The organism is Mesorhizobium humile (genome assembly GCF_033977215.1).
GTDB classification, from domain to species: domain Bacteria; phylum Pseudomonadota; class Alphaproteobacteria; order Rhizobiales; family Rhizobiaceae; genus Mesorhizobium; species Mesorhizobium humile.
In genome coordinates, this window is sequence record NZ_JAVIIV010000005.1 from 223984 (window position 1) to 244493 (window position 20510).

19 protein-coding genes are annotated in these 20510 nt (G+C 65.1%); 17 read left to right on the forward strand and 2 right to left on the reverse strand.

Going from position 1 to position 20510, the window contains the following annotated elements; genetic code table 11:
• Positions 1–21 precede the first annotated feature (21 nt).
• The 17 genes from RFM52_RS10930 to RFM52_RS11010 all read left to right on the forward strand — a co-directional run bounded on the left by RFM52_RS10930 (position 22) and on the right by RFM52_RS11010 (position 18619).
• Complete coding sequence (locus RFM52_RS10930) at positions 22–1092, forward strand: flagellin N-terminal helical domain-containing protein (RefSeq protein ID WP_320293185.1); 1071 nt, start codon at positions 22–24, stop codon at positions 1090–1092.
• Positions 1093–1272: 180 nt separating this feature from the next.
• A complete protein-coding gene (gene fliF / locus RFM52_RS10935; RefSeq protein WP_320293184.1) occupies positions 1273–2931 on the forward strand; it encodes a flagellar basal-body MS-ring/collar protein FliF in 1659 nt (552 codons plus the stop codon).
• A 93-nt stretch (positions 2932–3024) separates the two neighbouring features.
• Complete coding sequence (locus RFM52_RS10940; RefSeq protein ID WP_320293183.1) at positions 3025–3567, forward strand: hypothetical protein; 543 nt, start codon at positions 3025–3027, stop codon at positions 3565–3567.
• Positions 3564–4982: a MotB family protein gene (locus tag RFM52_RS10945; protein WP_320293182.1), complete on the forward strand. Its 1419-nt coding sequence runs from the start codon at positions 3564–3566 to the stop codon at positions 4980–4982. Before RFM52_RS10940 ends, RFM52_RS10945 begins: the two co-directional genes overlap by 4 nt.
• Complete coding sequence (locus tag RFM52_RS10950; RefSeq protein WP_320293181.1) at positions 4979–6517, forward strand: chemotaxis protein MotC; 1539 nt, start codon at positions 4979–4981, stop codon at positions 6515–6517. Before RFM52_RS10945 ends, RFM52_RS10950 begins: the two co-directional genes overlap by 4 nt.
• A complete protein-coding gene (gene fliK, locus RFM52_RS10955; RefSeq protein ID WP_320293180.1) occupies positions 6514–7881 on the forward strand; it encodes a flagellar hook-length control protein FliK in 1368 nt (455 codons plus the stop codon). The genes RFM52_RS10950 and fliK overlap by 4 nt, the downstream gene beginning before the upstream one ends.
• A complete protein-coding gene (locus RFM52_RS10960) occupies positions 7811–8401 on the forward strand; it encodes a transglycosylase SLT domain-containing protein (RefSeq protein WP_430699202.1) in 591 nt (196 codons plus the stop codon). The genes fliK and RFM52_RS10960 overlap by 71 nt, the downstream gene beginning before the upstream one ends.
• Positions 8402–8622: 221 nt before the next feature.
• Positions 8623–9291, forward strand: coding sequence for a response regulator transcription factor (locus RFM52_RS10965; RefSeq protein ID WP_320293178.1), 669 nt, complete (start codon positions 8623–8625; stop codon positions 9289–9291).
• A 79-nt stretch (positions 9292–9370) separates the two neighbouring features.
• Entirely contained in the window at positions 9371–10624 is a 1254-nt protein-coding gene (locus RFM52_RS10970; protein WP_320293177.1) for a flagellar hook protein FlgE, read from the forward strand.
• Positions 10625–10653: 29 nt separating this feature from the next.
• Complete coding sequence (gene flgK, locus RFM52_RS10975; RefSeq protein ID WP_320293176.1) at positions 10654–12105, forward strand: flagellar hook-associated protein FlgK; 1452 nt, start codon at positions 10654–10656, stop codon at positions 12103–12105.
• Between the two features lie 3 nt (positions 12106–12108).
• Positions 12109–13158: a flagellar hook-associated family protein gene (locus RFM52_RS10980; RefSeq protein ID WP_320293175.1), complete on the forward strand. Its 1050-nt coding sequence runs from the start codon at positions 12109–12111 to the stop codon at positions 13156–13158.
• 31 nt (positions 13159–13189) lie between these two features.
• A complete protein-coding gene (gene flaF, locus RFM52_RS10985) occupies positions 13190–13537 on the forward strand; it encodes a flagellar biosynthesis regulator FlaF (protein ID WP_320293174.1) in 348 nt (115 codons plus the stop codon).
• The gene (gene flbT, locus RFM52_RS10990) at positions 13534–13971 is read left to right on the forward strand and encodes a flagellar biosynthesis repressor FlbT (protein ID WP_320293173.1); all 438 of its coding nucleotides are present in this window, start codon (positions 13534–13536) and stop codon (positions 13969–13971) included. The genes flaF and flbT overlap by 4 nt, the downstream gene beginning before the upstream one ends.
• A gap of 1 nt (position 13972) precedes the next feature.
• The gene (gene flgD / locus RFM52_RS10995; protein WP_320293172.1) at positions 13973–14380 is read left to right on the forward strand and encodes a flagellar hook assembly protein FlgD; all 408 of its coding nucleotides are present in this window, start codon (positions 13973–13975) and stop codon (positions 14378–14380) included.
• A gap of 24 nt (positions 14381–14404) precedes the next feature.
• The gene (gene fliQ, locus RFM52_RS11000; protein WP_040989996.1) at positions 14405–14671 is read left to right on the forward strand and encodes a flagellar biosynthesis protein FliQ; all 267 of its coding nucleotides are present in this window, start codon (positions 14405–14407) and stop codon (positions 14669–14671) included.
• A gap of 162 nt (positions 14672–14833) precedes the next feature.
• Positions 14834–16699, forward strand: a complete 1866-nt coding sequence (gene asnB / locus RFM52_RS11005) for an asparagine synthase (glutamine-hydrolyzing) (RefSeq protein ID WP_320293171.1) — start codon at positions 14834–14836, stop codon at positions 16697–16699.
• A 276-nt stretch (positions 16700–16975) separates the two neighbouring features.
• Positions 16976–18619 carry an MFS transporter gene (locus RFM52_RS11010; protein WP_320293170.1) on the forward strand — a complete coding sequence of 548 codons (1644 nt, stop codon included), beginning with the start codon at positions 16976–16978 and terminating at the stop codon, positions 18617–18619.
• Between the two features lie 61 nt (positions 18620–18680).
• Here RFM52_RS11010 and RFM52_RS11015 read toward each other — a convergent pair whose 3' ends face one another.
• Both RFM52_RS11015 and RFM52_RS11020 read right to left on the reverse strand, forming a co-directional pair.
• The gene (locus RFM52_RS11015) at positions 18681–19037 is read right to left on the reverse strand and encodes a cupin domain-containing protein (RefSeq protein ID WP_320293169.1); all 357 of its coding nucleotides are present in this window, start codon (positions 19035–19037) and stop codon (positions 18681–18683) included.
• A gap of 14 nt (positions 19038–19051) precedes the next feature.
• On the reverse strand, positions 19052–20437 hold the full coding sequence (locus RFM52_RS11020; protein ID WP_320293168.1) for an NAD(P)/FAD-dependent oxidoreductase: 1386 nt from the start codon (positions 20435–20437) through the stop codon (positions 19052–19054).
• Positions 20438–20510 lie beyond the last annotated feature (73 nt).

Below are 20510 nucleotides of genomic sequence, written 5' to 3' on the forward strand. Positions count from 1 at the left end.
TTTTGAGAAGGAGCGAGTTTCTTGGCGAGCATCATGACGAACGCTGCGGCGTTGACTGCACTTCAAAGCCTCAACGCCACCAACAAATCGCTCCAGCAGACACAGGCCAGAATCTCGACCGGCTACCGGGTCTCCGAGGCCGCCGACAACGCCGCCTACTGGTCTATCGCCACCACGATGCGTTCCGACAACTCGGCCCTGTCGACCGTGCAGGACGCGCTCGGACTCGGCGCCTCGAAGGTCGACACCGCCTACACCGGCATGAACAACGTCATTTCGACGATCGGCCAGATCAAGACCAAGCTGCTGTCGAGTGTCGGCCAGTCGGATGCCAACAAGGCTAAGACGCAGACCGAAATCACCGCGCTACAGGCGCAGATGAAGTCGTTTGCCGATGCCGCCACCTTCTCCGGCTCGAATTTCCTTTCGGTGACGTCCAAGCAGGTCGCGGCCGCCAATGACGGCGTCCAGTCCGACGCCAAGATCGTCTCCTCGTTCAACCGCTCGTCGTCCGGCGCCATTTCGCTCGGAACGATCGACATCAATATCGAAAGCACCAAGCTGTTCGACAACGGCCTCTCCACCGACGTCAAGAACCAGGGCATTCTCGATCGCAAGACTTCGATCTACTCCACGGCGGCGGACCAGTCGGCGTATGACGCCGCCTATGCTACCGCCATCGCCGGCGGCGCCACCGACATCGCCGCCAACATTACAGCCCAGGGCGCTGTGTCGGGCACGCCCGTCAAGATCGACAACGTCTCCGCCTTCAATCTCGACATCACGGCAACGGGCGTGACCGACGACATCATCACGCAAATGGTCACCAAGATCGACCATGTCATGAGTCAGCTTACCGACGCCGCCACCGTGCTCGGCGCAGCCAAGAGCTCGATCGACCTGCAGAAGACCTTCACGCAGAGCCTGATGGACTCCATCGACCGCGGCGTCGGCCAGCTTGTCGATGCCGACATGAACAAGGAATCGACCCGCCTTCAGGCGCTCCAGGTCCAGCAGCAGCTCGGCATTCAGTCCCTGTCGATCGCCAACAGCTCCTCGCAGTCGATCCTGCAGCTGTTCAAGAACGGCTAAGCCGCCTGATCATCATCGACCCGACGAAAGGGCCGCGTCCGAAACGCGGCCTTTTTCGTTGCAAGACGAGAAAGCGGCGGTTCGGCATTCTCCCGGCTCTCCGGCGGCACACCTATCATCCTCGCACAAGCTTCGCGGTCTAGTCTTCCGGCGGACAGTCATGCTGGGAGCGGTTGAATCGTGCCGGAACAGATCCAGAGCGTCATCGCGAATTTGAAGAGCTTCGGCGTGCGGCGTCTGGCGCTGATGGGCGGCATCGCTGCCCTGGTGATGGCCGTCATCGGCATCGCTTCCGTCTATCTCAACCGGCCGGCCTATGAGACGCTCTATGTCGGCCTCGATCGTTCCGACGTTAACCAGATCGGCCTGGTGCTGGCCGACGCCGGCATCGGCTTCGATGTCGGCTCCGATGGAACCTCCGTGCTGGTGCCGGCCGGCACCACCGCGCAGGCGCGCATGCTGCTTGCCGAGAAGGGACTGCCGACCAGCACCAATGCCGGTTACGAGCTGTTCGACAATGTCGGCTCGCTCGGCCTCACCTCCTTCATGCAGCAGATCACCCGCGTGCGCGCGCTGGAAGGCGAGATCGCGCGCACCATCCAGTCGATTTCCGGCGTCAAGGCGGCGCGCGTCCACATCGTCATGTCCGAGCGCGCCAATTTCCGCCGCGACGAGCAGCAGCCCTCCGCCTCGGTGGTCATCCGCTATGCCGGCAACGATGCCGAGAAGAGCGCCATGTCGATCCGCCACCTCGTCGCCGCGGCCGTTCCCGGCCTCTCGGCCGACAAGGTGACTGTGCTCGATTCCAACGGCAACCTTTTGGCCGCCGGCGACGACCCGTCCAATACGAGCGCCGCGCGCACGCTCGGCGTTGAGCAGACGGTCGAGGCGCAGATCGGCGACAACATCCGCCGCGCGCTCACCCCTTATCTCGGCCCGGACAATTTCCGCGCCAGCGTCAAGGCCGACGTCAACACCGACACGCGCCAGACCGAGGAGACGATCTTCGATCCGAACTCACGCGTCGAGCGTTCGGTGCAGTCGGTGAAGACCAACGAGGCCAGCAACCAGAAGCAGGCCTCGACCCCGACCAGCGTCGAGCAGAACCTGCCCGAGACACAGACCACCACCACCGAGGGACCGCAATCCACCTCGCAGAACGACCGCAAGGAAGAGATCACCAACTACGAGATCAATTCGAAGAAGATCGCGACCGTTTCGAACGGTTACACGGTCAACAAGATGTCGATCGCGGTCGTCGTCAACCAGGATCGCCTCAAGACCATCCTCGGCAAGGACGCCACCCCGGAGCAGATCGCCAAGCGCGTCGCCGAGATCCAGAAGATGGTCGCCTCGGCGACCGGCTTCGACGACAAGCGCGGCGACATCATCGACGTGTCGGCGGTCGAGTTCATCAACGGCCTCGACGGCGAGCCGATCGATCAGCCTGGCATCCTCGCCTCGATCGGCACCTATACCGGCACGCTGATCAATGCCGGCGCCTTCATCGTGGTCGTTTTCCTGGTGGCCTTCTTCGGCCTGAAGCCTATGGCCTCCGCGCTGACGGCGTCGGCGAAGCCCGCGGCCATTGCCGGCCCGAGCTTCGACGACGTGCAGCGTTCCTTGCCGACGCCCGATGCGCCCGTCGCCGCGATCACCGCCGAGACCCCGGCCGGCGCCCTACCCGGCGCGCGCGCCGGCGCAACCCCGCTCGACGACCTGCGCCAGAAGATCCGGCCGGCGCCGCAGGAGCGGCTTGCCCGCATGGTCGACCTCAACGAGGAGCGCACCGCCCAGATCCTGCGCAAATGGGCTGCTGCTCCGGAAGCCGTGGGTTAGGCCGTGGCCTCGGCGCTCTTCGATCTCCTGCCCGATTTTGGTTCGCGGACCCCGCGTGCCAGCCAGCCGCCGTCCGCACGCTCCGCAGAGCATATGCCTGCCGCCGCGCCGGCGCCGGCGCCGCAGGCCGATATCGGCGCGCTGATCGCCGAGGCGGTGGCCGACGCTGAGGCGACGCTCGAGGCACGCCTTGCGCTCTCCCATCAGGCTGCGCTCGACGCCGAGCGTCAGGCCAGCGACGATGCGGCGAAAGCTTTCCTTGAAAGCTTCGGCGGCGATCTCGGCACTGCCGTCGCCACGCGCATCGAGGCCATGGAGCAGCGCGTTGCCGAGCTTGCCGGCGCGACCGTCGCGCGCGTCCTCGGCGGCCTTCTCAGCGACGATCTGCAGCAACGTTCGCTCCAGGCGCTTTCGCGCACCATCGGCGCGGCGGTCGCCGACAGCGAGGCCGTGCGGATCGGTGTCCGCGGGCCGCTCTCGCTGTTCGAGCCGCTGAAGGCAGCCCTCGGATCCCGCGCCGCCAATCTCGACTTCACCGAGGCGCCGGGCTTCGACCTGACCGTCACCATTGACGAGACGGTGTTCGAAACGCGTATCGCCGAGTGGTCGGCGTCCTTGTCGGAGGTCCTGTCATGAGCGCCGTCGACCATGCCGACCCCCGGCACGAGATCATCATCGTCAAGCGCAATCACGACGGTCATGACGAGGATCACCATGGTGGCGTGTGGAAGATCGCCTTCGCCGACTTCATGACGGCGATGATGTGCTTCTTCCTCGTCATGTGGCTGATCAACGCCGCCAACGAGCAGACCAAGGCAGCCGTCGCCAGCTATTTCAATCCGGTCGAGCTGATCGACCGCAACTCCAGCCGCAAGGGCCTGGAGGACCTCGGCGATGGCCCCAGCAAGGTGGGGCTGACCGCGGACAACCCGCAGCAGGGCGCGACCAAGGCGGGCGACAACGGCAAGGGCGGCGCCGGTTCCTCCGAACGCCGGCAGACGAAGGACGGGGCCCAGGACGCCCAGCTCTCCGACGAGAAGCTGTTTGCCGATCCCTATGCGGTGCTGGCGGAGATCGCCGCCGATACGGGCGTGATGCAGAACGTCAGCGCCAAGGGCGAAGGCGGTGCCCAGACATCCGGTCCGGCAACAGGCGCCTCCGGCGGCGAATCCTACCGCGATCCGTTCGCGCCGGATTTCTGGTCGCAACAGGTGGCTGCGCCTGATGCCGAGGCTACCGCCGAGCGCGCCAAGATCGACGGCGACCCGGTCAAACCCGGCGACAAGGTCGCCACCGTCGCGGTGCCGAGGGTGAAGGCCGTTCCGGCTGCTCCCCCGCTGACGGCCGCGCCGCTGGAACCGCTGGCGGCTACGGAAAAGACCGACGCCAAGAACGGGCCAAAGGTCGCGCTAGGCGAGGCCGAGAAGCCGTCGGCCAAAGGGAACAAGACCGAGAAGGCGCAAGACGCGAAAGCTGAAGTCGACAAGCGCGAGGCTGCAGCGGCCGATACCAAGGCCGAAACGGCGAAGGCGGAAAAGACCGAAGCCGAGCAGGCCGCCGACAAAGGTGACAAGGCGCCGAGCAAAGCCGCTCTTCAGGAAGCGGCTGATATCAAGAAAGAACTCGCCAAGGCATTTCTGCCGGGCGAAAAACTCGCCGCCGGCGTCTCGGTCGAAGCCACCGACAAGGGTGTCGTCATTTCGATCACCGACCAGCTCGATTTCGGCATGTTCGAGATCGGCTCGGCCATACCGCGGCGCGAGCTGGTGCAGGCGATGGAAAAGATCGGCCAGATCATCAACGAGAAGAAGGGCACAATCACCATCAGCGGCCACACCGATGCGCGGCCGTTCCGCAGCGACGCCTACGACAATTGGCGGCTGTCCACCGCACGCGCCCATTCGGCATACTACATGCTGGTGCGCGGCGGCGTCGACGAAAGCCGCATCACCGAGGTCGCGGGCTTCGCCGACCGGCAGCCCAAGATCGCGGCCGATCCGATGGCGGCCGCGAACCGGCGCATCGAAATCCTGATGGCGGCCGGCGGATGAGGGGCAAAGCCGTCATCGGCCGTGCAATGGAGCACTTCACCGTTTCGTCGAAACGGCGAACCGCTCCATCTTTTTGCCTTGGCGCAATTCCGAACGGAAAACCGCGCCACACTTTTCCTGGAATTGCGCTGGCGCTGGCGCTGTCCGCCGCGGGGCCATCGCCGGCCCTCGCGCAGGATGCGCTGCAGCCCTATCAACTGGTGCGTTCGCTGCAGCTGATCCAGGATCGCATTGCCGGCGGCGATCATGCCGCGCTTCCGATGCAGGCAAAACTCCTCGAAATGATCGATGCCCGGATGCGCGACGCCAATGCCGAGGATTTCAAGGAGCCCAAGAACTTTCGCGCCTTGCTGGTCTACGGCATGAGCGGCGGCAATCCGGTGACGATCGCGGCGGCGGCTTCGCGGGCGGTAACCGACCCGCAAAGCCTGGCTATAGCCAAAGGCGTCGTCGCCTATCTGAGCGGGCAGCCGGCCGAAGCGATCGAGATGCTGAAGCCGATCGATCCGATGAGCGTGCCCGCCGACCTCGGCGCCTTCCTGGCGCTGGTCAAGGGCTCGCTTGTTGCGGCCGATGACCCGGCGGCAGCGCTTGCGTTCCTCGACGAGGCGCGCTTGCTCAGCCCCGGCACGCTGGTCGAGGAAGCGGCGCTTCGCCGCTCCGTGGGCATCGCGGCCGCGCAGGGCGACGCCGCCCGTTTCGCGCTGGCTTCGACCCAGTATGTCGCGTCCTACCTCTACTCGCCCTACGCCAGCCAGTTCGCCGATGCCTTTGTTTCCGGCGTCATCACGCTGCACATGGCGATCAGCCAGGACAAGATCGCCGACATCACCTCGATGATGGATCCCGAGCGCGAGAAAGTGATCTATCTGCGCATCGCGCGCCGTGCCGCGATCGACGGGATGACCGAGCTCTCGACCTTCGCCTCGGCCAAGGCGGAACTGGGCCGCAACGGCAACGGCAACCAGGACGACCCGCGCACCCAGCTCTATTCGAGCCTCTCCACCATGACATCGGCCAATGTCGATGAAGTGCGCGCCAAGCTCGGCAAGATCGATCGCGGCAAGCTCTCGCAAAGCGACCGCAACCTGCTCGATGCCGCGCAAGCTGTCGCGGGCGAGGTGATGGCGCCTGTCAAAGCGGCCGCCAATGCGAAAGCCGCATCGAAAACCGTTGCAAGAAGTGACGAGGCGAAATCAGCGACCGAGGCCTCGGCCGATCCGGCCAATGCGGACTTGCCGCCGGTGGAAGGAGCGATGCCCGACCAGCCAGCGGTCGCGGCAAGCCATCCAGCGGTCGCGGCAAGCGACCAGGTAAAAGACACGCCCGCAGCTTCGCTGCCCGCCGTCACGCAGCCGGCGCAAGCATCGGCTGAGACGGCGGCGTCGGCGCCAGCATCGACTGACGCCGCGCCGGTGGTGCAGGCATCCGCGCCGGCGACGCCCGATGCGCAAGACCCTATCGATGCGGCGGTAACGAGCACGCGTCGTCAGCTAGACCAGATCGACCAGCTACTCGGAGCAGCCCCCAAATGACCAGCGTCAACCAGACCCTGCCGGGCTTTGCTTCGACCCAGCCCCGGCAGCACTCTGTCGACGGGAAGGACAAGGATCAGAATTTCGGTGACCTGGTGCATGGGCCCGAAAAGACCGATCGGCCGCGGGACAAGCACGCGACCGGACAGGTGATGCCGGACCCGCATCCGGCAAGGCGCTCGGCGGCCAATGCCGGCAGGCAGGAGCCGGACCAGGACCCGCAGGAAGGGAAGACCAGCTCGCAGAAAGCAACCACGGGAAAGTCCGCGAAGACCACCGCCCAGGCCAATCAGGCGAAGCCGACGACGGACAAGGATACTACGGCGCAAACCGACGAGCCCGCGCCGCTGCAGGACCGCTTGCCGTTGCTGATGGCGCTGAGCGACATGAAGCATTTCGCGCAATCGTCGGGCACGGGCGGCAAGGATTCCGCCAACGGTGAAGAACCTGTGAGCGACCGCGGATCGCTGGAACCGCGGCTGCGCTCAGGCAAGCGCGCGGCGGCCGACAATTCCCTGGAGCCGCAGTCGCGGTCCGCCCGTTCGACGATGGCGGAAGAGTCCGGGCCCGATTTCGGGCAGAAGCCGGCGAAGACGCAAATGGCTCTCGATGTGCCGGGCCGTCACGACGCCAATGCCTTGCCGGTGCAGGGGAACGAGCAAACGGCCGATAGCCCGTTGCCCCCGCAAGGCTGGCGGCCGGCTTCCGCCTCCAAGGCCTCGCAACAATCGCAGTCGACCGCGCAGCAGGCAGCGGCCAGGCCATCCTCCTCCCCCACACGCATGGAAGTCGTCAGCCAGCAGAGCTTCCCGGCGCCGGCGCAAAACCCGATCGGCCAGACGGCATCGGCGCTGGTTGAAGCGCTTGCCTCCGACAAGGGCGTTCAGCAGGCCTTTGCAAGCGCCCCGGCAGGCTTGCAGACGACCAATTCTGTTGCCGTTCCGACACATGTGCTGAAGATCGAGCTCCACCCTTCGGAGCTCGGATCGGTCACCGCCAGCCTGCGGCTCTCGGGGGAGCAACTTTCGATTGAGATGAAGCCCGAGACGCACGAGGCATACCGCCGTCTCACCGTCGACAGCGACGCCATCGTCAAGTCGATGCGAAGCCTCGGTTTTGACGTCGACAAGATTACCATCCTGCAACCTTCGATAGCAGCGCATGCGGCCAGCCGCGCCGACGCAAACAGCGCCATGCCGATGTCGACAGGCCGCGACCAGTCTTCGTTCCAGCCCGGGAACTGGGGCGGCAACAATGAGGGCGGCGGCCGGCAACCGGGAAGGAACGATGGCAATGGCGCACAGGAATTCGGTCGTGCCGCTTCGCCTCATCGCGAGCGTGCTGACGACGATATGTATATCTAGCTTCGCCGCCAGCGCGGCCAGCGCCGCCGCCAATCCCTGCGAGCCCGAGATCCTGCGCGCCGCCGATCGCTACGGCGTGCCGGCCGGCATCCTCTATGCGGTCGGCCTGACCGAAACCGGGAAGAAGGGCAGCCTTCAGCCTAATGCCTTGAATATAGAAGGAAAAGCTCTCTTTCCCCGCAGCCGCGGTGAAGCGCTCGCCGCATTCGAGAATGCGCGTCGCGAGGGCAAGACGCTGATCGATCTCGGCTGCATGCAGATCAACCATCGCTATCACGGCGCGCAGTTCCGCAGCGTCGAGGATATGCTCGACCCGCATCAGAATGTCGACTACGCGGCGCGCTTCCTGGTGAGCCTGCATGCCAGGCATATGACTTGGTCGATGGCCGTCGCCCGCTATCACGCCGGCCCCGACAACGACCCGGCGCAGAAGGTCTATGTCTGCCGTGTCATCGCCAACATGGTCGCCACCGGCTTCGGCAAATGGACGCCGAATGCCAGCGCTTTCTGCAACCATTAATTGCAGCTCTCGAACGCCGACCGACCTTCGCCGCCTATCCGCCAGCGCCAATATTCATCGGCCAAAAGTGGGGGCGAATACACCTGCTGCAACCGCTTTTATTACGGCTCTCAAAAAAACTCCCAAGAAAATAGCTACAAGAAATGATGGTTTTTCAGGATTCGTCGAGCCGGGTACCCCTTTCCGCACGGGGCAAATGAATTGATTCGGAGGGCGGGCCGATGATCGTGATCGTTGACGAGCGGGAGCTCGTGACAGACGGCTACTCTTCACTTTTCGATCGCGAGGGCGTGGCCACGGCCGGCTTTGCGCCGGGCGAATTCGGCGAATGGGTGAGTTCCGCCGCCGACACCGATCTCAGATCCGTGAGGGCCTTTCTCATCGGCGACTGCCGCGACGGCGCGATATCGCCGCGCCAGATCCGCGACCGCACCGGCGCGCCGGTAATCGCGCTTAGCGAACACCACTCGCTCGAACATACGCTGCGGCTGTTCGAAAGCGGCGTCGACGACGTCGTCCGCAAGCCTGTCCATATCCGCGAAATTCTAGCCCGCATAACCGCCATCCGCCGTCGCGGCTCCGAAGAAGCCGCCTACACCGAAGTCGGGTCGATGCGCATCTTCATGGACGGCCGCGATCCGGAGATCGACGGCGAGCCGCTGCCGCTGCCGCGGCGTGAGCGGCGCATCCTGGAATATCTGGCCAGCAACCGCGGCCGGCGCGTAACCAAGACGCAGGTCTTCAACGCCATCTACGGCATCTTCGACGAGGAGGTCGAGGAGAACGTGGTGGAGAGCCACATCTCGAAGCTGCGCAAGAAGCTGCGCGAGAAGCTTGGTCGCGACCCGATCGATTCCAAGAGGTTCCTCGGCTACCGGCTTGTGTTTTGATGGCCGCCCGCGCCAGCCTCGCGCAAGACACGAGGCATAGTTTTATGGCCTCCTACCCAGGCACTGCGGAGATCGATCGATGAGCCTCTACGGAATGATGCGAACCGGCGTTTCCGGTATGAACGCGCAGGCCAACCGCCTCTCCGCGGTGGCCGACAACATCGCCAACTCGGACACCACCGGCTACAAGCGCTCTTCGGCCGAGTTCTCGTCCCTGATCATGCCCAACACCGGAGGCGCCTATAATTCGGGTGGCGTGACGACGACGATCCGCTCCGCCGTCAGCACGCAGGGCGTCATGACCTACACCACCTCGGTGTCCGACCTTGCCGTCAACGGCGACGGCTTCTTCGTGGTTCAGGACGCCGCCGGCACGCCCTATCTTACCCGCGCCGGCTCCTTCGTTCCGGATGCGCAGGGCCGGCTGGTCAATGCCGCGGGCTACCAGCTGATGGCCTACAGCTACGCCAATGGCGACCCGGCCGCGACCGCCAACGGCTTCGAAGGCCTCGTGCCGGTGCAGATCTCCGACCAGCAGATGACGGCGACGCCGAGCACCGAAGGCACCTTCAGCGGCAACCTGCCCGCAGGCGCCACCCCGCCTGCCGGCCCGCTGCCGTCCAGCAACAGCGCGACCGCCGAATACACGTCGAAAACCTCGCTGGTCGCCTACGACAATCTCGGCAACAAGAAGCTGCTCGACGTCTATTTCACCAACACCGGCGCCGGCACCTGGGAGGTTTCGGTCTTCGATCAGTCGAAGGCAACGCCGGGCACATCCTTCCCCTATACCGGCGGCGCGCTGGCATCGACGAACCTCACCTTCGACACCACCACGGGTAAGCTCACCGGCGCGACGAACAGCATCTCCTTCACCGTGCCGGGGGGCTCGACGCTGAACCTCGATCTCTCCAAGGTGACCCAACTCGGCACCGGCTTCACCGTCGCCGACGCCAAGGTCAACGGCAATGCGCCGAGCTCCATCCAGAAGGTCCAGATCGGCCAGGACGGCATCATCTACGCGCAGTTCGCGGACGGCTCGACCAAGGCGCTGTACAAGATCCCGCTGGCCGACGTTCAGAGCCCCGACAACCTCACCGCCATGCCCGGCAACGTCTATGTGCAGAGCACTGACTCCGGCGCCGTGCACATCGGCTTTGCCAATGAGGGTAAGCTCGGCTCCATCGTCTCCGGGGCGCTTGAAAACTCCAACGTCGATATCGCCGAGGAACTGACCAACATGATTGCGGCGCAGCGCAGCTACACCGCCAATTCCAAGGTCTTCCAGACCGGCTCGGACCTGATGGACGTCCTCGTCAACCTGAAGAGATAAACGACGGGCGCCGCCCGTGAAAGATCAGCATGTCGCTTTCCTCCGCACTAAGCATTGCCCAGTCGGCGCTCCTGGCCACGTCCAAGCAGACCAGCGTCGTATCGCGCAATGTGGCCGACGCGTCGAACCCGGACTATACCCGTCGCATCGCCGTGGTGACCAGCACGGCGCCCGGCGCCCGGTCGGTGGAGATCCAGCGCACCGCGAACGACCTCCTGTTCCGGCAGAACCTTTCGGCGCTTTCGGCATGGAGCGGGCAGAGCGCGCTTTACAACGGCATGGATCAGCTCGATCTGTCGGTCAACGGGGTCGACAACGCGTCGTCCCCCTCGACGGCAATCGCAAACCTGCAGAAGGCCCTGCAGCTCTACGCCACGACGCCGTCGAACCAGAACCTCGGCACAAGCGTCATCGACGCCGCCAAGCAGGTGGTGAATTCTCTGAACAGCGGCACCAAGGCGATCCAGGACTTCCGCACCCAGGCCGACAGCCAGATCGCCACTGCCGTCGACGATCTCAACTCGCTGCTCAGCCAGTTCCAGGACGCCAACAAGGCGGTCATTTCGGGCACCCGTTCCGGCACGGACGTGTCCGACGCGCTCGATCAGCGCGACGCTATTCTGAAGAAGATATCGGAATATGTCCCGGTCTCGACCTTCACGCGCGGCGACAACGACATGGTCATCACCACGAAGGACGGCTCGACGCTGTTCGAGACCGTGCCGCGCTCGGTGACCTTCACGCCGTCGGCCGGCTATTCGGCCGGCACACCCGGCAACACGATCTACATCGACAACGTGCCGGTCTCTGCCGGCACCGGCGATAACACCACCACCGACGGCAAGCTTGCGGGCCTGCTGAAGCTGCGCGACGGTGTCGCCTCGACCATGCAGAGCCAGCTCGACGAGATCGCGCGCGGCCTTGTCACTGCATTTGCCGAAACAGCGCCGTCGCAGCCCAATGCGGCCGGCCTGTTCACATGGTCCGGCGCACCCGCAATTCCGGCCGCCGGCACCCTGGTCGACGGCCTCGCCGGCACGATCAGCGTCAACGCCGCCTTCGATCCGAGCGCGGGCGGCAATCCGGCCCTGTTGCGCGACGGCGGCGCCAACGGCGCGGCCTATGTCGTCAACACGGGCGGCGCATCCTATTCGGACCTCCTGATCAGCTACTCCAACAAGCTCGATCAGCCGATGGCCTTCGACAGCTCGGCCGGCATCACCGTCAGTTCCGGCGTCTCCGACTACGCGGCCAATGCCATCGGCTGGTTCGAAGGCGTGCGCCAACAGGCCTCGACCAATGCCGACAGCAAGCAGGCGCTGGCCGCGCGCACGGCCGAGGCGCTGTCCAACGACACCGGCGTCAATGTCGACCAGGAAATGTCCCTGCTTCTCGACCTCGAGCACACCTATCAAGCCTCGGCGCATATGATGAAAACGGTCAGCGACATGCTGGATTCTCTGATGGCCGCGGTGGGATAATCCATGAAAGCGACAGGCGTTTCCTCAGCTGCCATCTCCAACGCGCTGCGTTACCAGCAAGCGAAGATGCAGGCCGACCTCGTGAAGGCGACCAAGGAATCGCAGACCGGGACGGTCGCCGATGTCGGCCTGGCGCTTGGCAGCCGCACGACCCAGGCCGTCACCTTCCAGCGCGATCTCGACCGGCTGAACGGCATCGTCGATTCCAACGCGCTCGTCACCGCGCGCCTGACATCGACCCAGAATTCGCTCGGGCAAATCGCCGACACCGCGCAGAGCTTCCTGTCGGCGCTGACCAGCGGCGTGTCGGGCGACTCCTCGACCAGCATCCTGCGGACCGCCGGCGCCTCGGCGCTGCAGCAGATGACCGGCATCCTGAACACCAGCGTCAACGGCGAATATCTGTTTGCCGGCACCAACACCGACGTCAAGCCGATCGACGATTTCAACGCCGCCGGCTCGCCGGCCAAGGCCGCCTTCGATGCCGCCTTTTCGAGCTATTTCGGCTTCGCCCAGACCGACCCGGCGGCGGCGAACATCACCGCCGCGCAGATGGACGACTTCATCACCACCAAGGTCGAGCCGCAATTCCTGGGCGCCGGCTGGCAGGCCAACTGGTCGAGCGCCACCGACGACCAGATCACCAGCCGCATCTCGCTCAACGAAACCACCCAGACCTCGGTCAGCGCCAACGAGCAGGGCATCCGCAAGCTCGCCATGGCGTCCGCCATGGTCAGCAGTCTGCTTACCGGCAACATCAGCGAAGCCGCCCAGAACGCGGTCGTCGATCGCGCGCAGGCGCTGGTCGGCGAAGCCATCGGCGGCATCACCCAGGTGCGGGCCGAAACGGGCCTTGCCCAGCAGCGCGTGTCCGACGCCAGCGATCGCATGAAGACCCAGGTCGACCTCTTCGAGAAGCATATCGTCGATCTCGAAGGCGTCGATCCGGCGCAAGCCGCTACCCGCGTCGCCGACCTGACGCAGCACATCGAGACCTCCTTCGCCTTGACCGCGCGTCTGCAGCAGCTCAGCCTGCTGAAGTACCTCACCTGAACACCCACACCGGAACGCCAGAGCGCTGACGATGTATCAATTCTCCTACGCCGACATCCAGACCGACTCCGTCGCCGACGCCAAGGACCGGGAGCGGCAATTGCTCACCCGTTCGATCGACATGCTGGCCGCGGCGGCCGCCGTCGGCACCGAGTCGATGGAAGCGGTCGAGGCGCTGCACTTCACCAACCGCGTCTGGACCACCTTCGTCGAGGATCTCGGCTCCAGCGACAACGCTTTGCCTAAGGAACTGCGCGCCAACCTGATCTCCATCGGCCTGTGGCTGCTGCGCGAGACGGAAGACATCCGCCAGGGCCGCACCAACAATTTCGAAGGGCTGATCGAGGTCTCCCAGATCATCCGGGACGGCATCCAATGACCAACACGCTGAAGATCTCGCTGAAGCCCAACGAGAAGATCTATATCAACGGCGCCGTCATCCGCGTCGACCGCAAGGTCACCATCGAGCTGATGAACGACGTCCAGTTCCTGCTTGAAAGCCACGTCATCCAGGCCGATCAGGCCTCGACGCCGCTGAAGCAGCTATATTTCATCGTGCAGATCATGCTGATCAATCCGGCAGGGGCCGTGGAAGCTCGCGACATGTTCCGCCGCTCGCTGCCGATGCTGATCGCAAGCTTCGACAACCAGGACATCTGCAAGGGCCTGAAGCAGATCGACCGCATGGTCGGCGAGGATGAGATCTACGAGGCGCTGAAAGCGATCCGTGCGCTCTATCCGCTCGAGCGCAAGGCGCTCGAAGACAATGACGACATCCCGCAAGCGCCGCGCGCATTGGCTGTAGGAGCATAACATGACCGTGGACATGACCACGACGATCCCGGTTGGCGCCAACCAGGCCAGCCAGCAGACCTCGAAGACGGCCGTGGACTACCAGTCATTCCTGAAGCTGCTCATCGCCGAGATGAAGAACCAGGATCCGACCAAGCCGATGGATTCCACGCAATATGTCGCCCAGCTCGCCACCTTCTCGCAGGTCGAGCAATCGGTGCAGACCAACACCAAGCTCGACCAGATCATGTCGTCATCGGCGCTGTCGCAGGCCGACGCGATTATCGGCCGCAACATCACATCGGCCGACGGCAAGACCAGCGGAACGGTGGCTTCAGTGACGCTGTCCAGCAGCGGCCTGATCGCCGTGCTGCAGGACGGCACCAAGGTGCCCGTCGGCGCGGGCGTGTCGATCAAGCCAGCCGCCTAGCCGATTTCTCCATAGGGGCAAGCCATGAACGAGGCCGACGCCCTCGATATCGTCCAGTATGCGGTGTGGACGGTGCTTACCGCTTCCGCCCCCGTGGTGCTGGTGGCGATGGTCGTCGGCATCGGTATCGCGCTCATCCAGGCGCTGACCCAGATCCAGGAAATCACGCTCACCTTCGTGCCGAAGATCGTCGCCATCATGCTCGTGGTGGCGCTGACCGGCCCGTTCATCGGCAGCCAGATCTCGGCCTTCACCAACGTCATCTTCGAGCGCATCGAACACGGTTTCTGACGCGAAGCTGCGGCAAGCGCCTGGCGGCCTGTTCGCAAGTCGCCAGATCGCTTGCGGCGGCGTTTCTTGCAGCTAGATTGTAGACGCGCCGGCATCGGCCGGTGCCCTTGTCCTAAGCGATCTTCAGGAAGCGATGCATCAGGCAAGAACGGCCGGCAGGCCATGTGCGGAATAGCCGGCGTCTGGCGAAAGCGCGATCCGATCGGCAGCGGCGATCGCCGCGACGTCGTGCGCATGATGCAGGCGTTGGCGCATCGCGGCCCCGACGATCACGGCAACTGGAACAACGCCCGCCTGGCGCTTGGCCACCGCCGGCTGACCATCATCGATCCATCGCCCGCCGCGCGCGAGCCGATGCTGACCGCGTCCGGCGACGGCGTGCTGTGCTACAATGGCGAGGTCTATAATTTTCGCGCGCTGCGCAAGACGCTGGAAGCGGAAGGCTTGATATTCCAATCGGTGTCCGACACCGAGGTGGTGCTTCAGGCCCTGCATCACTGGGGTCCGCAAAAAGCGGTGCCGCTGTTCGACGGCATGTTCTCCTTCGCCTATTTCGATGCCCGCGACGACGCCTTGTGGCTTGCCAGGGACAGGCTGGGCATCAAGCCGATGTCGGTCGCCGAAACCGGCGACCGCGTACTGTTCGCCTCCGAGGACAAGGCGATCCTCGCCTGCCATGATTTTGCGCGCAGGATGGACACGCGCGAACTGACGCTGCGGCTCGCCTGGCAGAGCCGCGATTCGAGCTACAGCGTTTTCGACGGCATCGAGCGGCTGCCGCCAGCCGGCCTTTGGAAGATCACCGGAGACGGCATCGACAAGCGCCGCTTCTGGCATGTCCTCGACATCCTTGAGACCGGGCGCATTGTCGGCGACAGGACCTCTGATGCGGAACACGCGACGACGCTCCAGACGCTGCTCGAGCAAAGTGTCGAGCTGCATTGCATCGCCGATGCCAGCCTTGCCACCGCCTGCAGCGGCGGCGTCGATTCCGGCCTGATCACCGCGCTTGCCAAACGCTTCAGGCCCGAGCTGCACGGCTATGTCGTCGACCCGAAGCTCGGCCGCAGCGAAGCGCAGGACGCTGAGCGGACCGGTCGCCATGTCGGCGTCAACCTGCGCCGAGTGCCGTTCGACAAGGACCGGTTCCTCGAGCTCTGGCCGCGCGCGGTCTGGCACCTTGAAACCGACGGTTGGCATGCCAGCCACGCCGCGCTGCTGGCGCTCGCCGAACAGTGCCGCGCCGACCGCGTCAAGGTGCTGCTCACCGGCGAGGGCTCCGACGAACTCTTCGGCGGCTACAAATGGCAGGCGTCGACGATGAGGCTCTGGCGCCAGTCCTGGCTGCAGCGCCTGTTCCGCTCGAAGACCAGGCGCGACCGCAAATTCGCCGAACTGCGCCGTGCTCCGTTCCGCAACTCGATCGGTCGCGGCTCGCCGACGGACCGCACCATGGCGCTCAGAGCCCTGTCGCCGGAGCTGAATTTCCTGCAGACAAAGCTGTTCGACAGGCTGGACGGCGTCGCGCCGCCCAGCGATCGCGCCTTCCTGGCGAGCTGTCTCTACGACCTCTACTCGCATCTGCAGGACCTGCTGCACCGGCACGACCGGTTGAGCATGGCGGCGTCCGTCGAGCTCCGGGTGCCGTTCCTCGAGAACCGGCTGATCGACTTCGCCCTTCATCTGCCGCGCAGGCAGAAATACCGCGGCGGAACCGGCAAGTGGCTGCTGAAAAAGGTCGCCGAGCGCCATCTGCCGCGCGAAAACATTCGCGCCGCGAAGAACGGCTTCGAGATGGCCGAGGCTTTTTCAGCCGGCACTCAAGGCTTGCTGCGCGGCGGTCTGCTGCGCGACGCAATGAAATGGTCTTCTTCCGAATTGGACGACCTGATCGACATGGCAAGGAGCCAGGAAACGTCGCGCCTGCGTCTCGTCGGCATGGAGATGCTGCTCAGGCTTTACATGGGCGGCGAGACGACAGGCGAGCTGACCGAGGCCCTGCACGCCGAGACGAAAGGCGGGAAATAGAGCAATTCCAGGAAAAGTGGCGCGCGGTTAGGTTCGGCGCCTTCGCCGTAACCTTCCGCCCGGAATTGCGTCAGAGCAAAGAGATAGAGCGCTTCGCCGTTTCGGTGCAACGGCGAAGCGCTCTATCGAAAAGTTGGTCCAGACCGGCCAGATGCTTGGTTTAAAGCTTCGCCGACGCATTTTCGCCTTTGCCTTCCTGTTGTTGGACCGCACTCTTTGGCGAGTCGCCGGCCCTTCCGGGTGCGGCGCGCGCCTACAGCGGACGAAGGCCCAACCATGATCGACGACGAGCCGGAAAGCGAACGCGTCTCCGCGCTGGCGCCGTTCCGGCACGGCATCTTCCGCGCCGTCTGGTCGGCCAGCCTGGTGTCGAATTTCGGCGGCCTGATCCAGGGCGTGGGCGCCGCCTGGATGATGACCACGATCGCCACCTCGCCCTACCAGGTGGCGCTGGTCCAGGCCTCGACCACCTTGCCGATCATGCTGTTCGCGCTCGTCGCCGGCGCCATCGCCGACAGCTTCAACCGCCGCAAGGTGATGCTGGTGGCGCAGACCTTCATGCTGGTCGTCTCGGCGTTGCTGACCTTGTTCACCTGGCAAGGCTGGATGACGCCGTGGACGCTGCTTGCCTTCACCTTCCTGATCGACAGCGGCACGGCGCTGAACAGCCCCTCATGGCAGGCTTCGGTCGGCGACATGGTGCCGCGCGCCAAGGTGCCGGCGGCGGTCGCGCTCAATTCGCTGGGCTTCAACATCACCCGCAGCGTCGGCCCGGCCATCGGCGGCGTCATCGTCGCGGCGGCAGGCGCTGCGGCCGCCTTTGCCGCCAACGCCGTCAGCTATATCGGGCTGATCGTCGTGCTCGCCCGCTGGAAGCCGGCGCTGCCCGAGCAGACCCTGCCGCGCGAATCGCTGGGCGCGGCGATGGGCGCCGGCCTGCGCTATGTCGCCATGTCGCCCAACATCGCCAAGGTGCTGGTCCGCGGTTTGGCCTTCGGCTTCAGCGCCGGCGCGGTGCTGGCGCTGCTGCCGTTGGTGGCGCGCGACGTCGTCAAGGGCGATGCGCTGACCTACGGCATCATGCTCGGCGCCTTCGGCATCGGCGCGGTCGGCGGCGCGCTGATCAGCGTGCGGCTGCGGCAGCTGCTGTCGAGCGAGGTGATGGTGCGCATGGCCTTTGCCGGCTTCGCGCTATGCGCCTTCAACGCCGCCGTCAGCCACAATGCCTGGCAGACATCGGCGGGCCTGCTCATCGGCGGCGCCTGCTGGGTGATCGCGCTCTCGCATTTCAACGTCACGGTACAGATGTCGACGCCGCGCTGGGTGGTCGGACGCGTGCTGTCGATCTACCAGACGGCGACCTTCGGCGGCATTGCGCTGGGCAGCTGGATCTGGGGCGTCGTCGCTGACGCCCATGGCGCCGAGACCGCGCTGACCGCGGCGGCGATCGCGATGCTCGCCGGCGGCGCCATCGGCTTCGTCCTGCCGCTGCCGCGGCAGACGGTGCTCAACCTCGATCCGCTCAATCGTTTCAAGGAGCCTATGCTGGCGCTCGATTTGAAGCCGCGCAGCGGCCCGATCGCCATCATGATCGAGTACATCATCCGCGAGGAGGATGTGCCGGAATTCCTGGCGACCATGGCCGAGCGCGGCCGCATCCGCCGCCGCGACGGCGCGCGCAACTGGACGCTCGCGCGGGACCTTGAGAATCCGGGCATCTGGATCGAGCACTACCACACGCCGACCTGGGTCGAGTATATCCGCCACAACCGGCGCGCCACCCATGCCGACGCCGTGGTCGGCGAACGCATCCGCGCGCTGCACAGTGGCGAGAACCCGCCGCGCGTGCGCCGCATGATCGAACGCCCAACCACCGCCGGCACGACGCTTGTCTCGCCGAAAGGCCCGATCGATCACTGATCGCACGTCGTCCGAGGCATGCAGCGCTTCCGGCAAACGGCCTGCGCCGAGGGGTCAAGGATCAGTCGGCGCTCTGGATCATGTAGAGCTTGCGGGTGGTCTCGTGGATACGCCACTCGCCCTTCCATCCCTGCGGCAGGACGAGAAGGTCGCCCGGCCCCAATTCACGCATCTCGCCATCGGCGCGGCTCACCGCGACGCGGCCGGAGATGATGTGGCATATCTCAGACGAGTTCGTGCGGTCGGCGGTGAAGCGTCCAGGCGTGCATTCCCAGATGCCTATGTCGATGCTCCCGTCCGGCGATTGGAAGAACGACCGCGCGGCCTCCAGCTGATCCCCTTCGAAAGAGGTCGGCTTCGGTGAAAAGGCCCCGATGTCGGCCCTGGCGAGGTCGTGGAAAGTCGAGAGATCGATCAAGATAGGCTCCAGTGTCAGTGGCCTGTGAGGCTGTCGGCCAAAGCGGCAAGTTTCGAAGTGTGGTTGAGCCCGGTGGCCTCGCGGTTATCGGCGATGCGGTAGAGCTGGTACATCGAATGCACGCCGAGCCAACGGAACGGCTCGGGCTCCCAGGGCCTGACCTTGCGGTTGACCCAGGGTAGCCGCGTCAGTTCGGTGTTCTCGCCAAGCACGAGATCGGTCAGCGTGCGCCCCGACAGGTTGGAGCTCGACACGCCGAGCCCGACATAGCCACCAGCCCAGCCGATGCGCGTCGCGGGATCGAGGCCGACCGTCGTGCACCAGTCGCGCGGCACGCCGAGCACGCCGCACCAGGCGTGGTCGATGCGGCATCCGGCGGTCTGCGGCAAAAGCGTCGTCAGGATCGCGTGCAGCTGGTCGATCGTCGCCTGCTGCGTCTGCCCGTTGACGTCGGTGCGCGAGCCGTAGCGGTAGGGCACGCCGCGCCCGCCCATGGTGATGCGCCCCTCGCGCGTGCGCTGGGCATAGCAATAGGCATGCGCGGCATTGCCGAGCAGCTCGTGCCCCTCCCAGCCGATCTTGCGCCAGAGTTCTTCGGACAACGGCTCGGTGACGATCTGCGCGCTGTTGAGCGCGAGCCAGGTCCGCTCTTCCCCCGGGATGCCGGCCGTGAACCCTTCCGTGGCGCGGATGATGGTTTCGGCCCGCACCGTGCCGCGATCCGTGGTCACGACGCCCTTGGCAATGGCCGTGACCGTCGTCTTCTCGTAGATCGAGACACCGAGACGCTCGACCGCTGCCGCCAGCCCGCGCACCAGCTTGGCCGGCTGCACGCGCGCCTGTCCATGGATGACGAAGCCGCCCATGACATTCCGGATGTTGATGCGCGCTCGCGTGGCGTCGGCGTCGAGCGCCTCGATGCGTTCGGGATCGGCGTCCCAGGAGCGGATCGTCTCGCACTCCTCGCGCGCGCGCTCCAGTTGCGCCGGATTGGTGGCGACCGTCAGATTGTCGACGCGGCGGATGTCGGCGTCGATGCCTTCCTCCGTCGCCACCCGGATCACCTCGTCGACGCAGCCGGCCATTGCCTTCTGCATGGCGGTGACGCCTTGCCGCGTCGAGGTCTTGAGATACTTCTCGCGCGACCAGCCGAAGCCGCCCGACAGCCAGCCGCCATTGCGCCCCGAGGCGCCGAAGCCGGCGAACTCCCGCTCGACGAGCACGATGCGCAGCGAGGGCCTGGCCTTCTTCAGATAGTAGGCCGTCCACAGTCCGGTATAGCCGGCGCCGACGATCGCGACATCCGCCTCGATGTCGCCAGGCAAAGACGGACGTGGTGCGGGGATGGCGCCCAGGTCAGCATACCAGAACGAGATGTCGCCGTTGCGCTTGACTTGCATGGGATGGTTTCCGCCAAGGCAATTCCAGGAAAAGTATGAAACGGTTTTCCGTCCGGAATTGCGTTAAAACAAA

Excerpts from the sequence above, each read along its gene's own strand:
- RFM52_RS10940 (WP_320293183.1), top strand. The coding sequence starts at position 3,025 with ATGCCTGCCGCCGCGCCGGCGCCGGCGCCGCAGGCCGATATCGGCGCG.
- RFM52_RS10945 (WP_320293182.1), top strand. The coding sequence starts at position 3,564 with ATGAGCGCCGTCGACCATGCCGACCCCCGGCACGAGATCATCATCGTC.
- RFM52_RS10950 (WP_320293181.1), top strand. The coding sequence starts at position 4,979 with ATGAGGGGCAAAGCCGTCATCGGCCGTGCAATGGAGCACTTCACCGTT.
- fliK (WP_320293180.1), top strand. The coding sequence starts at position 6,514 with ATGACCAGCGTCAACCAGACCCTGCCGGGCTTTGCTTCGACCCAGCCC.
- RFM52_RS10960 (WP_430699202.1), top strand. The coding sequence starts at position 7,811 with ATGGCGCACAGGAATTCGGTCGTGCCGCTTCGCCTCATCGCGAGCGTG.
- RFM52_RS10965 (WP_320293178.1), top strand. The coding sequence starts at position 8,623 with ATGATCGTGATCGTTGACGAGCGGGAGCTCGTGACAGACGGCTACTCT.
- RFM52_RS10970 (WP_320293177.1), top strand. The coding sequence starts at position 9,371 with ATGAGCCTCTACGGAATGATGCGAACCGGCGTTTCCGGTATGAACGCG.
- flgK (WP_320293176.1), top strand. The coding sequence starts at position 10,654 with ATGTCGCTTTCCTCCGCACTAAGCATTGCCCAGTCGGCGCTCCTGGCC.
- RFM52_RS10980 (WP_320293175.1), top strand. The coding sequence starts at position 12,109 with ATGAAAGCGACAGGCGTTTCCTCAGCTGCCATCTCCAACGCGCTGCGT.
- flaF (WP_320293174.1), top strand. The coding sequence starts at position 13,190 with ATGTATCAATTCTCCTACGCCGACATCCAGACCGACTCCGTCGCCGAC.
- flbT (WP_320293173.1), top strand. The coding sequence starts at position 13,534 with ATGACCAACACGCTGAAGATCTCGCTGAAGCCCAACGAGAAGATCTAT.
- flgD (WP_320293172.1), top strand. The coding sequence starts at position 13,973 with ATGACCGTGGACATGACCACGACGATCCCGGTTGGCGCCAACCAGGCC.
- fliQ (WP_040989996.1), top strand. The coding sequence starts at position 14,405 with ATGAACGAGGCCGACGCCCTCGATATCGTCCAGTATGCGGTGTGGACG.
- asnB (WP_320293171.1), top strand. The coding sequence starts at position 14,834 with ATGTGCGGAATAGCCGGCGTCTGGCGAAAGCGCGATCCGATCGGCAGC.
- RFM52_RS11010 (WP_320293170.1), top strand. The coding sequence starts at position 16,976 with ATGATCGACGACGAGCCGGAAAGCGAACGCGTCTCCGCGCTGGCGCCG.
- RFM52_RS11020 (WP_320293168.1), bottom strand. The coding sequence starts at position 20,437 with ATGCAAGTCAAGCGCAACGGCGACATCTCGTTCTGGTATGCTGACCTG.